We start from the raw sequence: 14,670 nt of genomic DNA on the forward strand, positions 1-14,670 counted from the left end.
TTTGTCTAAGGTATGTTATATGGAATTGGTAATAAACCATCGATAAATTTTTCAGCATATTTTTTCTCCAATGAGAAGTCAAACCGCTCGCATATTTTAAGGGCTTCATGAAAGTAAATCTTAGAGAGCTGTTTTCGTTTTTTAAGATACATAATCATTCCCTTCAACAATTTGCAATAGGCTTTTCCCCTAAGGTCGCTGCATTTTTGAAAATTTCTCTCCGCTTTCTTTATGTAGTCTTCAGCCATTTGAAACATAATATTGTTAGAGTTTTCAGCCTGAAGAATTTTTACCATTGCCATACTCCAAAGGGTATAGGATGAACTCACTATGTCTCCAATTTCATCGTATAGCTTTAGGGCTTTATTAAAACTTTTTTCTCCTTCTTTAAGATTTCGAACCATTCTGTAGGCATTTCCTATGCCGCAAAAGGAATAGGCCAGGCCAAATTTATCACCGATTTTTTTAAATATTTCATTGGCCTTTTTATAGTAATCCATAGATTTAGCAAAGTCTCCATAAATCCTCCAACTACCTCCGAGTCCGCAAAAAGTATAACCGATTGCTTTTTCATCTTTAAGTCTCTTAAACATTAGCAAAGCTTTATTAAAAGAATCAATTGATTTTTTCGCTCTGCCGCCAAATCTCCATGACACACCCTCAGCCCAAAAGGTAAAAGCTATGCCTTTTCTGTCTCTTATGTTTTCATATATTTTACGGGCTTCTCTTACCATCTTCAATGCCTCTTTCCAATGTCCCGTTGCTTTTTTTGATAAGGCAATGCCAACAACTGCATCTGCATATGAAAGCCAATCTTCCAGAGCCGTTGCAAGCTCTAAAGCTTCGGAGTAGAAGTGTTCAGATTTTTTAAACTGTCCTCTAATTCTTAAGAGGTCTCCTATGGCAATTAAACAGTCCAGAATCAAGGAGGGATTACTCTTCTTAAGTGAAGCTTTATATATTTTCTTCCAAAGGGAGAGAGATTCTCTAAAATTGCCTATTTCTCTTAGCTTTTCTGCTTTTTCTATGATTTCTTTCATTTGAGTTCTCTTCTTAGTTCTTTTACAAATTTTCTGTAGTCTTTCTGTCCGAAAAATTCAGACCCCATGACAAGAATATCAGCACCGGCCTGAGAAATATCCCGGGCATTATCAATTTTCACTCCTCCGTCAACTTCAATTAGGGTCTTAAGTTTTTTTGATTGAATCAATTTCCTACTCCTTTTAATCTTATCAAGACAGAAGGATATAAATTTCTGCCCGCCAAAGCCAGGATTAACGCTCATTATAAGAAGAAGGTCTATGTCAGCAACTATCTCCTCTAAAGCATTCAAAGGCGTTGCCGGATTAAGAGAAACTCCTGCTTTTACGCCCCTTTCTTTAATCTGCCAGACTGTTCGGTGAAGGTGCGTGGATGCTTCTACGTGAACGGTAAGATAGTCAGAGCCTGCTTTTATAAAGTTTTCAATATATCTTTCTGGATTGACAATCATTAAATGGACATCAAGTGGAAGCTTTGTAACCTTTCTTATAGACTCTATCACTACAGGTCCGATTGTTATATTAGGAACGAAAACTCCGTCCATTACGTCAATATGAATCATATCAGCACCTGCTTCCTCTGCTAAAGCAATCTCTTCTGCAAGCCTTGAGAAATCAGCAGAAAGTATGGATGGGGCTATTAGGGTCAATTTTATTCCTCCTTTTTACCTGAGCTTACTATTAATCGAACTGACTTTCCACCTTCCTGTGGCTCTGGTCTCTGGGCAATAACTGTTTTTTCTTCGTGTTTTGAACTTACATAGATAATTTTCTCAACGGGAATACCTTTACTGGTTAAAAGCTTTTCTGCTTCGTCCAGCTGCATGCCTGTTACATCGGGTAGCACTGAGAATTTTAAGCCTTTGCTCACTATCACTCCTACTTCCCTTCCTTTCTTGACCTTTGTCTGTGGAGGAGGGTCTTGTCTGCATATTGTGCCTGACTGCATCTCTGAATATTCCTCTCCGTCAATTCTTATGTAAAGACCCCTTTCCTTTAAAATCTGATTTGCCTGAACTATGTCTTTACCCATTAAATCAGGAGTCTCTGTTTTTCCTGAAGATACGAAAACTGTAAGTGAAAGATATCCTGTAATAAAGCCTCCGATAATAGCCAAAAGTATGTAAAAAATTTTTCTCATTCTCTCCTTAGAAGTTTGGCAATAAAGAAACCATCCATACCGTCAAGATGTGGAAAGGTTCGCAATATTTTTATACTACTAAATTCTGGGCGTTTCTGTAAAAAGCTATCTACAACTTCCTCTCCCTCTTCCTTTTCCGTTGAGCATACTGAGTATATGAGAATACCTTGAGGTGAGACAAAAGAGGATACCTTTTCTATCATAAGCTTCTGTGTTTCGGCAAGCCTCTTTATTTCGCTCTCCTCTAACCTGTATCTAACATCGGGATTTCTTCTTATAACTCCTAAAGACGAACAGGGAGCATCAAGAAGGACTCTATCAAAGGTTGCCTTTGTCTGAAACTCTAAAACATCGACAAGCTTTGTTTGAATCTCTACATTAGGTATAAATCTCTTTATCCGCTTTAAATTGTTATGGAGTAGTTTCATTCTAATTCTGCTGTTTTCAAGGCAGAGTATTTTACCTTTTTTCATGAGAGCTGCCGTTAGTATGGTTTTTCCGCCAGGGCTTGAGCAAGTATCAAGAACTGTTGCTCCTTCAAAAGGTTCAAGATAGAAACATACGAGCTGACTTGCCTCATCCTGAACTACCCAAAAAAATGGTGCTTCTGTTAGAGTTTTTCTTATATCATATCCTTGCCCTTCTATAATTAAGCCTGCCGGTGAGTGTTTGGTTGGTCTGCTTTTAAAACCTTTCTTTTGAAAATACTCTGCAATTTCTTCTCTTTCCTCTGGTTTAACGGCAATGCTTATTGGAGCCTTTTCATTATTTGCCTTTAGAAGTTCTACCAACTCTTCTTGTGAAAATCTGTTTGACCACCTTTTTATAAGCCATTCAGGGTGGGAGAAGGCAATTGATAGATTTGGAGGTATCTTTTTTGCCCTCAATTCATAGTCACTGAATACTTTGCTGTTGTGGAAAAATGATGGCAAATCTTCAGTTTCGTATTTTCTTAAAAAAGCTCGTATTATTGCATTTACAACCGCTGGCTTTCCCAAAAAAGCCTTTTCTGTATTTACTGCCTCATTTGTTACAGCATAGGCAGGGATGTTCATAAACATCAACTGATAAAAGGAGCATCTTAGATTGTTGATGGTATTTGAAGATAAGCTTTCCTTGTTTTTATAAAACTCTTCTAAAACCCAATCTATGGCAAAAAGATTTCTCAAAACTCCGTAGATTATCTCAAGAAGAAAGGCCCTATTAACTTTGTCAAACTGGGATAGAGTCTCTTCGGTGAGAGCAAATTTCAAGGCTTTTTTGTTTTCAAGCACCTCTGTTAGTACTTTTACTGCTACTTGTCTTGGGTTTTGTTTTTTAATAAACATTCGACTGCATCCTCTACCTTTTTTAAATTTACTGTCGTATTAAAGCAAGGACCGTGAGGTCTTTCATTTAAAATTCCTATCACAGGGATAGGATAGGTATCAACAACACCGCTTGAAAGGTCCCTTTCACAGGCTACAGCCACAATAGCATCGGGTCTGATATCTTTTACTACCTTTCTTGCAATAGTTCCTCCTGTTGCTATTGATATGAAAACTCCATTTTTCTCAGCAATTTCAAGCAAATCTTTGATTTTACACTTTCCGCATTTCTTACATTTGAAAACATCAAAGGTAAGCCTTATGTCACATTCAGAGTTCTGTATGCAGTGAGGTAGGAGTATTAGAATTTTAGAGGGATTTGTTGTATTTCGCATTACGAGAGAGTTGTTCAATTTTATTATGTAAGACTGAAAGTAAGATTTCTTTGATTTCATAAAAGCACCTAAAAACATTAGAAATGGATATAGCAGTTTAAGTACAACTCCTCTAAGAAAATGAGTCCATACCTTCATTTATCTTTCTTCCAGCAATAAACTCTTTTGCATTCATTACTTTTTTTCCTTCTGGTTGAAGTTGAATAATCTTCAACAAACCCTCTGCTGTGCCAACGATTAGTTCATTTTTTGCCTTTACTATTAAGCCAGGAATTGCATGACCCGGAAGAACTTCTGATTTTATTATTTTAATCCTCTCATTTTTTAGAAAACAGTAGGCACATGGCCACGGATATGTTCCCCTGATTAAATTAAAAATCTCCTCTGCTTTTTTTTGCCAATCAATTCTACCATCTTCTTTTTTTAGCTGTGGTGCATAACTTGATTGCCCCTGTTGCGGTGTTGGAGTAATCAAGCCTTTTCTTAAATTGTTGATAGTTTCAATGACAAGCTTTGCTCCAATTTGCGAGAGTTTTTCAGAAAGAGTAAGACTATTGTCCTCTTTGTCTATATTAATTTCTCTTTGCATAAGAATCGGTCCTGTATCGAGCCCCTCGTCTATCAACATAGTAGTAACGCCTGTTGTCTTTTCTCCTCTTATTAATGCCCACTGGATAGGTGCTGCCCCTCTGTATTTAGGCAGTAAAGAAGCGTGAAGATTAATACATCCTCTTGAGGGTATGTCTAACAATTCTCTTGGAAGAATCTTACCATAGGCAACAACAACGGCAAACTCGGGATTTAGCTCTTTAAGCTCTTTTATTAGAGTCTCATCTTTTATTTTGTCTGGTTGGACAACGGTTAACCCTTTTTCAAGGGCAAACTGTTTTATCTCCGTTGGTTGAATTGCTTTACCTCGTCCCTTTGGTTTTTCAGGCTGAGTTATAACAAGCAGGATATTTTCACCGCTTTCGATTAAAGCTTGAAGCGTGGGCACAGCAAACTTTGGTGTTCCCAAAAATATTATCCCTCTCCCTTTTGATAACATCTCAAATGGACTATTTTTTTGATTTTAAATACTTTCTTCTGAAAAGTTCCCTTTTAAGTGGGCTTATTCGGTCGATTAAAAGTGTCCCATCAAGATGGTCTATTTCGTGTTGTAGTGCCCTTGCAAGCAGTCCCTCTGCTTCAATTTCTATTTCTTTGCCCTTTCTGTCAGTGCCTCGCACCAATACCCTCTCTTTTCTTTTTAATCTTGTTAAAAAACCAGGCAGACTTAAGCATCCCTCTTCTGAGAGAATTTCTCCCTCCGATTGAATAATCTCGGGATTAATTAAAACTATTAAGCCTTGATTTTCTTGTCTTGGAGAAGTATCAACTATGATAAGTCTCTTTGAAATTCCTATCTGAGGTGCAGCAAGTCCTATTCCGTTTGCTTTATACATCGTTTCTATCATATCATCGATTAATTTCTGAAGATTGCCATCGAGAGTTTCAATTTTTTCGGCTTTCTTTTTCAGGATTTCATCGGGATATTTTCTTATCTCAAGTATAGCCATAGGAAATTATAACTAAAACACGCTGAATTTGAAAAATTTTTTAGGATTTTTCTTTACCTCTTCCACAAGTTCTTTGAGTTCATTGACGGTTTGTTTTAAATCTTCCGCTGTTTTCTTATCCTTTATCAGAAGATTAAGAGTTCCTTCGGATTTTTCGACTTCTGTCAGTAACACATTAAGTTTTTCCGACGAAGACAGCAGTTTATCATAAAGAGTGGAGTCGTTAACAAGCTTACCAAGAGTTCCTTCAGATGAGGTAATCTTATTTGAAATTTCTTCAATATTTTTAACACTTCTGTTAACCTTTTCATATAGGTCTTTGTCCCGTGCCAGCATTCCAATGCTCCCGTATCTTATTTCTTTTATTGTCTCCCTTAGTTCCAATACAGAAGTGTTAAGATTGTTATATAGAGTTGGGTCAGATAGTAGTTTTGGAATAGTACCTTCCGATTTGTCAATCTTGCCTATTAAGAGGTCTAACTTGGAGATAAAACTTTCGATTTTATTTAGGGTGGAGGAGGCATTTACCATTATCTCTCTTGCTTCAATCTGGGGATAGCCAACTATTCCCTTTGAAAGGTCTAATGGTTGTGTTGAGTCACCTGTGTATATCTCAATGTATTTATCACCGAGAAGTCCTATGGTTTGAACAGTTGCTTTTGCGTCTGCTTTAAGATACGGCAGAACATCTTTGTCTACCGAAACTTTCACAATTGTTCCGTGACTCATGCTTAGATTTATCTGATTAACCTCCCCAACATCTACTCCAGCAATCCTTACAGTTGCGCCTTTTCTAAGCCCTTTTACATCGGATATGTAGATGTTAAAAGAGACTCTTTCTTTAAGAAGAGACTGTATTCCTCCTGAAAAAAGAATAACGAAAAATATAATACAAATAGTGAGGGTGATTACAATCCCAACCTTAAGAGATGCCCATTTTACCTGTTTTTTTCTGTCAAACATAAATTAGATACGATTTATTATCTCAGCATATTTATTTACCATCTGTTCAATCTCTTTAACTACTCTGTCGTCAGGTTTACCAATGGATACAGGACCGTAGTGACCGAGCTTTGTAAAGCCAAGACAAATACAGCCGTGAATTAAGAAGGCCTTTAGTATATCAAGACAAGCTGTCTCTCCTCCTCCGCCAATCATGCCAGTTGAACAAAAGGCTGCTACAAGTTTGCCTTCAATTTTTCTGTAGTATTTAACGCTTTCGTCGATAAATTTCTTTATCTCTGCTGACATTGTTCCAAAGTAGTTTGGTGTTCCTATTATGTAACCGTCATACTGAGGAAGAGAATCAATGTTTACCTCCTCTACTTTTTTCAAGTCAACATTAAGAGCTTTTCCTTTAAGTCCCTCGGCAATGATTTTAGCCATTTTTTCGGTGTTCCCCGTTCTTGAGTGATAAACTACGAGAACTTTTTTCATAGCAAACCTCCATTACAGAAAAATTAAAGTCTTTTAATACACTACTATGATATAATAAAACAATTATGAAAAAGAAAGCACTTGTCATAGAGGACAATGGACTTGTAAGCGAAACCATAAAGGCCATGCTGGAGTTTTTGGAATTTCAAGTAGACCTCGCAGATAGCGGAACTGATGGAATTAAAAAATATGTTGATGCTAAAAACACAGGACAGCCTTTTGATGTAGTATTTGTTGACCTTGTCTTGCCTGAGATGCACGGAAATATGATAATTAAAGAGCTAAAAAACATAGACCCTCAAGTAAATGCGGTGATATCAAGTGGCTACTCTGAAGACCCTTCAATAAGGGATTATAAAAATCTCGGGTTCAAGGGAGTATTAAACAAACCCTATACGCTTGACGAACTAAGAAACATTCTCAACGAATTGAGTTTACTTTAAACCAGGCAGATAAATTCTGAAGACCGTGCCCTCACCTAATCTGCTCTCTACCTCAATTTTGCCTTCGAGTTTTTCTATGAGATTTTTAACTATGCTTAAGCCAAGCCCTTTGCCTTCCTTTTTGAGAGAGAAGAAAGGGTCAAATATTTTATCTATGTGTTCTTCTGGAATTCCCGGACCTGTATCGGAGACTTTAATCAGAACATAATCACCTCTATTTATTCCCATGATTTGCCCTTCATTTCTTATATTTGATATATGAATTTCAATTAAACCTCCATCCTTCATTGCCTGTTTGGCATTGACAATCAGGTTTTGAAAAATTCTGTATATCTGCCCAGGATTTGCAAAAATATCATAAATATGCCCTTCTGTAACAAGCTTTGATTTTATCTTGCCGTCGTTGACAAGAAAATCAAGGCAATTCTTTGCTATTTCTACAATATTTGCTCTTTCTTTTTTTGTAACAAAATCGGGACTTAAGTCTTTTAACTCTTCTATGATGTTGCTCATAATTTTTGTTGCCTCAATCATTCTCTCAATAAGTGCAAGTCTACTTGGTGTGTTTTCAGATTCTTTAAGAACTGACAGGTTACCTGTTACTGCAAAAAGATAGTTATTGAAATCATGAACAATTCCAGAGGATATCCTTGCAATCAAGTTTGTCCTTTCAAACTTCTTTGCAAGTTCATGACTTCTGATTATTTCGGTAGCATCTTTCATTGTTATCACCTTTCCTAATGTCATATTTTCTACAATAACCGTATTTTCAGAGTATATGACCGGTATTTTTCTATCGCCGGCTTTAAACATTTTGTATTCAGGTATTTCAAAGTCCTCAATAACAAACAAATCACTTAATTTTTTATCTTGAACTTGTTCCTCAGGCATCTGAAGAAGCCTTAAAGCTTCTTCATTTAAATATGTTATTTTCTCTCTATCATCAGTGTATATAACAGCTGTATCCATGGCATTTAATGATATTTTTTTACTTTCAACCTCTTCGGCCAATGAAAGAAAGAGATTTCTCAGATTCTCCACGTTCTTTATGAATATTGAATGTCCCACTAAAGCAAGCAGAATTAATCCAAGGAGAAGTATACTTTTGTAATTTTCATACTTGTCAAGGTAAATGAAGCTCGCCAGATACCACTCAGAAGTAATGTTCTCTTTTACTATTCTTAGAAGTTTCGAATCATATTCAATGACATCCTCATCTATCTGCTTTGCACCAGAGTGAAGCACTTTGTCATTACCAAAAAATCTATGCTCATATAACCTCTGAATCTCCTTCTCCGGAGGATTAAAAATTATCTTACCTTTCAGCTCATCTTTTCCTATCAAAATTGCTCCTGTGTAATGCATTACAAAGGCATCTTCTATTTCAACTTGCTTTTTAAAATGCTCACTTATATCAAACTGAAAAACTATAACGCCGATTATTACTCCATTCTTATACACAGGGTAAGAAATCCTAACATCATCTCTTTTTGTATATAAGCCTCTGCCTAAAAATATGGAAAGCTTGCCCTCTATTGATTCTTGAAAATACTGTCGCATCGACACATCTCTATGGAGCATCACTTCTCTGTATTCCTTTGAACAGCCTGTTACTTGTCCGTTTTTGTTGATAAAAAATACAAGTGCCGTGTTCAGTGTTTGATTTAAGTAGGAAAGATAGTTATTCAGTTCTGTTTGCCCTTTGTCAATGCTCTCAATAAGGTCATTTGAAAGGGCGACAACCCGTATAAAATTGCTGTATAGACTAATTCGGTCTTTTATCTCGAGAACAAGCCTTTGAAGAGTAAGGTTTTTTTGAAACTCATCAGTGGTTCTTACACTTTTTATGTATTCATTACCTATGTAAAGAAGGAGATAAAATAGAATTGTAAAACTTAAAGTGTAGAAAACAAAATTTCTCAATCTCTTTTCATAGAGAGCCTTAAATCTCATGAATAGGCTGGCAAATACAAAAAATGTGGATATTAAATTGAAAATCAAACTTCCCGTTAGGATATAAAAAGATATGGCTAAATTGTATATGCCAAAGAAAACAAAGGGCAGAAAAAGACCATTCCTAATTAGGCCGGGAACAACATTCGAAAGCTTTTCAGACGAGTATTTTTCAAGAAGGATAAGATGAAAATAAGAAAAAGAGATTAATAAAAGACTGAAAAATGGAAAGACTTTGTTCTTAGTGAACAGACAAAGGACAGAAAAGACCACAGGAGCTAAGAGATAGTATACTTTTAGTTTGAGAAACTTTTTGTATCCATAGAAAAGAACAGTTCCAATTGCTAAACTGTTCAGAGCAATTATGCACAGATACATATTTCCAATAAAACTTCTGAAAACAATAAAAATATTGAGAGTAAGATGTAAAAAGATAATAGTGAAAAATTGGGAGACTATGTCTCTGTTCATCTGGTAGCTTAATTTTATTCGCCAGAAGGCAAGGTAGTAGAAAATAATCGCATGGAAAAGAAGAAAAGATACTCTCAGGAGATTTGAAAATTCATCAACAAACAGAGTATTCACAACAAAATCTCATTAAAAATAGTTAGTTTTTTCACAGGTATTTCTAATTTCAACTCCTTTGCACGTCTTAGATTGATAATTTTAACATATTCACGCGCCTCTTCTACTTCAAGGCTTGATATTTTTACTCCCTTTAAAACATAAGAAGCCAGCTCTCCAGCTCTATACCCCATCTTATAGAAATCTACAGAGACACCTCCTAAAAATCCAAGTTCCATAAACTCTCTATTTACAACTAAGTCTGGTTTTTTTATCTTCTGAGTGATTATTGGAGAGACATCTTTTAATGTTCGAATGTTTCCGTTTTTTATGGACATTACAAAAGGAAAGTAGGCGGTAATCTCTTTTCTTCTGTTAATCTCATCAGAAGCTTTTACTAAATCTTCCAATGAACTAATAGGAAAAAACAGTAGCTTTCTCTCTGATTTAGAGTCTTTTAATTCATGGATAACCTGATTTTTTAGAGTTTCACCCATAAAATCCGTAGAATACAGCACAGCAATTTTATCTACCCTCCCAATTAAAACTTCAAGAAGTTCAATTTGTTTGGAAAAGAACAACTTCTCATAAACACCTGTAAAGTTTTTTATTGGTCTTCTGTCATCTAAAAAATTAAACTTTTGATTATAACTCTCTGGCGTTACATTAATACCTGAGAATATAACAGGAATTGATTTGCCCATATAGTGTTTTGCCGCGCAGTTAAAAGCTGCATCATCTATTGTTATTATCAGAGAGGCTTTTTTATTTTCTACGGTTTTTCTAAATTCTTCGCATTTTTCATTAAAATTTTCCTGAGATAATCTTCTCGAATCAAGATATAGGGTAGCAATATTGATATCCTTAAGATTACTTTTAAGTGAATCTACTACTCCTTCAAGTTGGGGTTTTCCGCATAAATCATCAGCATCATAACTCGCTAAAATTACGATATTCTTTTGCTCAGCACAGAAACAGCAGAATATAATTACGAGCAGTGAAAGAATTATGATTTTAAGCCATTTCATTCTTAATAAGTTTTTAATTTAATTTTACAAAAATGTCTTTAAATTTTCATATCCACTGGGATTGAAATCTGGAAAAATTTTTTGTATAATGTAGTCAACATGAATCCAAATACTTTAATTCCCTCTACTGAACCAATTCCGGTGGCTGCGGAAATATTTATTGTCCTTGAGCAGCTTTTTTTTCTGATACACATCGTTATTATCAACATGATTCTTGGCACTGGCCTTATTCTTTTGTATAAGTGGAACAGAAAAAGTAACTTTTTTGATATCAATAAGCCTGTGGCAGGTAAAATACCAATACTATTTGCCCTTGGCATAAACATGGCTATACCTGCTCTTTTGTTTTTACAAGTAGTATTCGGACATCTCTTCTATACCAGTTCTATTCTTATGGGAACTTTCTGGATTTTAATAATTCCGCTTCTTATAATTGCCTATTACAGCTCCTACTATAATTACAAAAAGTTTGAAGTTTCAAAAAATTCAAAGTATGCCCTTGTTTTAATGATTTTTATAATTCTCTATATCGCTTTTATGCTTGTAAATAATTTGTCAATGATGGAAATGCCAGAAAAATGGACAACCTATTTTTCTAACAGAGATGGAACAATTCTTCTTTGGAGCGTTCCCAGCATATATCCGAGATTTTTCCATTTTCTCGTAGCCTCTGTAGCGATTGGAGGAATCTCTTACAGCCTTTATTTTAGTAGAAAGGCAAACTCTGAAGACAATGTCAAAGAAGGACTGAAAATATTTGCCTATGCAACAATGATACAAATAGGCGTGGGTTTCTGGTTTCTTTTAAGCCTTCCTCAGCAGGTCATGCAAAAATTTATGGGACAGGACATAATTGCCACCACCTCGCTACTGTTAGGTATAGTTACTGCCTTTGTAGCAGTTTTTCTCTCCCTTAAAGGTCAGCTTAGGAGCACAATCGTTATGCTCGTTGCGACGCTAATTTTTATGGTTATAAACAGATATAACCTTAGAGTATTCCATATCGGTGAGAATTTCAGCATCGCTCAACTTAAAGTTGAGCCTCAGTGGGATGTTTTTGTTATCTTTGTATTAATACTTCTCATTGGAGTTTTCGTAATATTCTATATGCTTAAGATAGCCTTTCCCGGAGGAGTTAAAAGATGAACTATCCTGTCTGGGAGCTATACTATCTTAACTCTGGCACACTGATAGCTGTAATTGCTGTTCTCCACGTGTTTATCTCTCATTTTGCCGTTGGGGGAGGTATTTTCCTCTGGCTTACAGACCTTAAGAGTGTAAGAGAAGGCAACATAGCCTTAAAGCAGTATGTTCGCAGGCATATCTGGTTTTTCCTTCTTCTTACAATGGTATTCGGTGGAGTAACGGGTGTAGGAATATGGTTTATAATAGCTCTTTCAAGCCCCTGGGCTACTTCTGTATTGATACACACTTTTGTTTTTGCTTGGGCAATCGAGTGGGTCTTTTTCATTGTCGAGATTATATCCCTCCTTGTATACCATTATAAGTTCGACTCTCTTTCAGATAAAAACAGGCTAACGGTAGCGTTTATATATGCCGCATCTGCATGGTTAAGCCTATTCATAATAAATGGAATTATAACCTTTATGCTTACTCCTGGTGAATGGCTTAAAACAGAAAACTTCTGGCAGGGATTTTTTAATCCCACCAATATTCCAAGTCTTTTATTTAGAACGGCCATTTGTATAATGTTTGCAGGCCTTTTTGGCTTTGTCACCGCCGTATTTGAAAGAGAACCTCAACTAAGGTCAACCCTTCTTAGATATTGCGCAAAGTGGCTCTATATCCCCATTCCTTTTCTTTTGATTGCAGGAGTATGGTATTTCTATTCAATCCCCGAAAATGCAAGAATTACAAACTTTGTGCTGAATAAGCAGACAGTAAATGCCGTAAATGTATTCATAGTTGCCTCTATTTCTCTCTATCTTTTAGCTCTAATTTTAGTAATCAAAACATCTCAGATTCTGCAACGCATTGCTGTATTTGTGCTTCTTCTAATTGGGCTCAGCTGGATTGGTGGATTTGAATACATGAGAGAGTATGCAAGAAAACCTTATGTTATCTATGGATACATGTATTCGCCTTCAATATTAGTAGCCGATGAGCAAAGACTAAACAGAGAAGGATTTCTTAGGCATGCCAAATGGGTTACTGTTAAAGAAATAACCGAAGAAAACAAATTAGTTGCAGGACGAGAGATTTTTAACAATCAATGTCTTAGTTGTCATACCATAAAAGGCGTTAAAAATGATGTAGTTGAGAAAACCAGAGGTCTTACTCAGCTTGGCATAATCTCCCAGCTTTACGGTCAAGGGAAAATTCTTGACTACATGCCGAAATTTATAGGAAATGAAAAAGAAATAGAAGCTCTGGCTGCTTTTATTGCAAGCCTCAGAGGTAAAGAACAACTCCATACCGCAGAGTTTAAACCAAAGGAAGAGGAAGTTCAGATACCGTCCTTTGACCCTCAGAAAGACCAATATGTGCTACTTGCATGGAGCAGTCTTGGAGAAAAATGTATCACCGATATTGACAGATGGTTTTCTTTTCTATACCCTGGAAGTTACTTTCAAGCAGTTCTCATAAAGAGGGGTAAAAAACCTGAGATTGTCACTGAAGGGATTGAAATTCATTATGAAGCTCAAAAGGGTTACGAAACACCTTCAAAACATACAGATTTCTGGAAGTATGCCGAATCCCTAAAAGGCAAGAAAATACCAGAAAACATAGGAGTTGCAGGAAAAGGAACAAATGGAGTTTTTGACTATGACAAAGACAAAAATATATTCTATGTCGACGGCGTGCCTGTATTGCCTTACAGAAATGACGGAGTTTTTAATCCTTATCCCATATTTGAGGCAAAAGCAATAGAAAAGGCTACTGGTAAGATTTTACAAACTACAAGATTTGTTGCTCCCGTATCTACAGAACTAAGATGCTTTGAGTGTCACGGAGGAAAGCCTCGCTGGAAGGAAATTTCGGGAATATCGGATGAAACAGCCATAAATATACTAAAGGTTCACGACAGAAATCACGGGACAAAACTTCTTGAGAGTGCCCTGAAAGGAAAACCAATGATGTGTCAGAAATGTCATGAAGACTTTATCGTAAAGGCTGAAGGAATAAAGGGACACAACAGTTTTTCCGCTTCAATGCATGGCTGGCATGCGAATTATATTCCTTGGAAAGATGAAAGGGCATGTAATTTCTGTCATCCCAATGACGCAAGAGGAAATACAAGATGCAACAGAGACATCCACGCAAAAATAGGAATAGGTTGCACCCAGTGTCACGGAAGACTTGACGAACATGCCTCTTCAGTGCTGCTCTCACAAAAGGGCACAAGAACAGCTAAACTACTTTTAAAGAATTTAAAGCCTGAAACTCCTATTGAATCCATCTATCCAAGAAAGCCATGGGTTCAACAGCCCGATTGCCTTGCTTGTCATGAGGGATTTCAGAAGCCCGAAAGAAACGCAAGTTCTTTTAATAAATGGACGACGGATTTTTCAACTCTCTTCAGAGCAAGAAGAGATAACACCGGAAAACTTCCATGTCTTGCATGCCACGGCTCACCTCATGCAACCTATCCGTCTTTCAATGAATACGGCAAAAACAGAGATAATATTCAACCAATGCAGTATCAGAAAACGCCACTTCCAATCTCTTCTGAGTTAAAATGTGAAGTTTGTCACAAAATAAAAATGCAAGGCAATCAACATCACAGTAATATGCTCAGGCAATTCAGGAACAGGGAATATCTTGAACGTTAAGATATTCCC

The 14,670-nt window shown here is 36.3% G+C and carries 14 protein-coding genes; 3 read left to right on the plus strand and 11 right to left on the minus strand.

Annotation, left to right across the window (positions count from 1 at the left end; translation table 11 throughout):
• Positions 1–5 precede the first annotated feature (5 nt).
• The 9 genes from ACZ430_RS04300 to ACZ430_RS04340 are packed head-to-tail and all read right to left on the minus strand — an operon-like array spanning position 6 to position 6,879.
• Positions 6–1,040, minus strand: a complete 1,035-nt coding sequence (locus ACZ430_RS04300; RefSeq protein ID WP_297212512.1) for a tetratricopeptide repeat protein — start codon at positions 1,038–1,040, stop codon at positions 6–8.
• Entirely contained in the window at positions 1,037–1,690 is a 654-nt protein-coding gene (gene rpe / locus ACZ430_RS04305) for a ribulose-phosphate 3-epimerase (RefSeq protein ID WP_464910718.1), read from the minus strand. Before rpe ends, ACZ430_RS04300 begins: the two co-directional genes overlap by 4 nt.
• Before the next feature lie 2 nt (positions 1,691–1,692).
• Positions 1,693–2,181, minus strand: a complete 489-nt coding sequence (locus ACZ430_RS04310; protein WP_297212518.1) for a PASTA domain-containing protein — start codon at positions 2,179–2,181, stop codon at positions 1,693–1,695.
• Complete coding sequence (locus tag ACZ430_RS04315) at positions 2,178–3,509, minus strand: RsmB/NOP family class I SAM-dependent RNA methyltransferase (protein WP_297212521.1); 1,332 nt, start codon at positions 3,507–3,509, stop codon at positions 2,178–2,180. The genes ACZ430_RS04310 and ACZ430_RS04315 overlap by 4 nt, the downstream gene beginning before the upstream one ends.
• Positions 3,476–4,021 carry a DUF116 domain-containing protein gene (locus ACZ430_RS04320; RefSeq protein ID WP_464910719.1) on the minus strand — a complete coding sequence of 182 codons (546 nt, stop codon included), beginning with the start codon at positions 4,019–4,021 and terminating at the stop codon, positions 3,476–3,478. The genes ACZ430_RS04315 and ACZ430_RS04320 overlap by 34 nt, the downstream gene beginning before the upstream one ends.
• Positions 3,996–4,931, minus strand: coding sequence for a methionyl-tRNA formyltransferase (gene fmt / locus ACZ430_RS04325; protein ID WP_464910720.1), 936 nt, complete (start codon positions 4,929–4,931; stop codon positions 3,996–3,998). Before fmt ends, ACZ430_RS04320 begins: the two co-directional genes overlap by 26 nt.
• 10 nt (positions 4,932–4,941) lie before the next feature.
• Positions 4,942–5,442, minus strand: a complete 501-nt coding sequence (gene def / locus ACZ430_RS04330; protein WP_464910721.1) for a peptide deformylase — start codon at positions 5,440–5,442, stop codon at positions 4,942–4,944.
• A gap of 12 nt (positions 5,443–5,454) precedes the next feature.
• The gene (locus ACZ430_RS04335) at positions 5,455–6,405 is read right to left on the minus strand and encodes an MlaD family protein (protein WP_339945399.1); all 951 of its coding nucleotides are present in this window, start codon (positions 6,403–6,405) and stop codon (positions 5,455–5,457) included.
• A gap of 3 nt (positions 6,406–6,408) precedes the next feature.
• Entirely contained in the window at positions 6,409–6,879 is a 471-nt protein-coding gene (locus tag ACZ430_RS04340; protein ID WP_464910722.1) for a flavodoxin family protein, read from the minus strand.
• A 65-nt stretch (positions 6,880–6,944) separates the two neighbouring features.
• Here ACZ430_RS04340 and ACZ430_RS04345 point away from each other — a divergent pair, with 65 nt between their 5' ends.
• A complete protein-coding gene (locus ACZ430_RS04345; protein WP_464910723.1) occupies positions 6,945–7,322 on the plus strand; it encodes a response regulator in 378 nt (125 codons plus the stop codon).
• Here the strand turns inward: ACZ430_RS04345 and ACZ430_RS04350 are convergent.
• Together ACZ430_RS04350 and ACZ430_RS04355 are read right to left on the minus strand one after the other, a co-directional pair.
• Complete coding sequence (locus tag ACZ430_RS04350) at positions 7,314–9,860, minus strand: ATP-binding protein (protein WP_464910724.1); 2,547 nt, start codon at positions 9,858–9,860, stop codon at positions 7,314–7,316. The genes ACZ430_RS04345 and ACZ430_RS04350 overlap by 9 nt on opposite strands.
• Positions 9,857–10,867, minus strand: coding sequence for an ABC transporter substrate-binding protein (locus ACZ430_RS04355; protein ID WP_339945392.1), 1,011 nt, complete (start codon positions 10,865–10,867; stop codon positions 9,857–9,859). Before ACZ430_RS04355 ends, ACZ430_RS04350 begins: the two co-directional genes overlap by 4 nt.
• A 99-nt stretch (positions 10,868–10,966) precedes the next feature.
• On the opposite strand from ACZ430_RS04355, the gene ACZ430_RS04360 reads away from it, so the two are divergent.
• The gene (locus ACZ430_RS04360) at positions 10,967–12,013 is read left to right on the plus strand and encodes a hypothetical protein (protein WP_464910725.1); all 1,047 of its coding nucleotides are present in this window, start codon (positions 10,967–10,969) and stop codon (positions 12,011–12,013) included.
• Complete coding sequence (locus ACZ430_RS04365; protein WP_464910726.1) at positions 12,010–14,661, plus strand: c-type cytochrome; 2,652 nt, start codon at positions 12,010–12,012, stop codon at positions 14,659–14,661. Before ACZ430_RS04360 ends, ACZ430_RS04365 begins: the two co-directional genes overlap by 4 nt.
• Positions 14,662–14,670 lie beyond the last annotated feature (9 nt).

The organism is Thermodesulfovibrio sp. TK500a (assembly GCF_055381765.1).

What these genes read in the sequence shown, in the direction of transcription:
- ACZ430_RS04300 (WP_297212512.1), bottom strand. Translation starts at nt 1,040, where the DNA reads ATGAAAGAAATCATAGAAAAAGCAGAAAAGCTAAGAGAAATAGGCAAT.
- ACZ430_RS04310 (WP_297212518.1), bottom strand. Translation starts at nt 2,181, where the DNA reads ATGAGAAAAATTTTTTACATACTTTTGGCTATTATCGGAGGCTTTATT.
- ACZ430_RS04315 (WP_297212521.1), bottom strand. Translation starts at nt 3,509, where the DNA reads ATGTTTATTAAAAAACAAAACCCAAGACAAGTAGCAGTAAAAGTACTA.
- ACZ430_RS04320 (WP_464910719.1), bottom strand. Translation starts at nt 4,021, where the DNA reads ATGAAGGTATGGACTCATTTTCTTAGAGGAGTTGTACTTAAACTGCTA.
- fmt (WP_464910720.1), bottom strand. Translation starts at nt 4,931, where the DNA reads ATGTTATCAAAAGGGAGAGGGATAATATTTTTGGGAACACCAAAGTTT.
- def (WP_464910721.1), bottom strand. Translation starts at nt 5,442, where the DNA reads ATGGCTATACTTGAGATAAGAAAATATCCCGATGAAATCCTGAAAAAG.
- ACZ430_RS04335 (WP_339945399.1), bottom strand. Translation starts at nt 6,405, where the DNA reads ATGTTTGACAGAAAAAAACAGGTAAAATGGGCATCTCTTAAGGTTGGG.
- ACZ430_RS04340 (WP_464910722.1), bottom strand. Translation starts at nt 6,879, where the DNA reads ATGAAAAAAGTTCTCGTAGTTTATCACTCAAGAACGGGGAACACCGAA.
- ACZ430_RS04345 (WP_464910723.1), top strand. Translation starts at nt 6,945, where the DNA reads ATGAAAAAGAAAGCACTTGTCATAGAGGACAATGGACTTGTAAGCGAA.
- ACZ430_RS04355 (WP_339945392.1), bottom strand. Translation starts at nt 10,867, where the DNA reads ATGAAATGGCTTAAAATCATAATTCTTTCACTGCTCGTAATTATATTC.
- ACZ430_RS04360 (WP_464910725.1), top strand. Translation starts at nt 10,967, where the DNA reads ATGAATCCAAATACTTTAATTCCCTCTACTGAACCAATTCCGGTGGCT.
- ACZ430_RS04365 (WP_464910726.1), top strand. Translation starts at nt 12,010, where the DNA reads ATGAACTATCCTGTCTGGGAGCTATACTATCTTAACTCTGGCACACTG.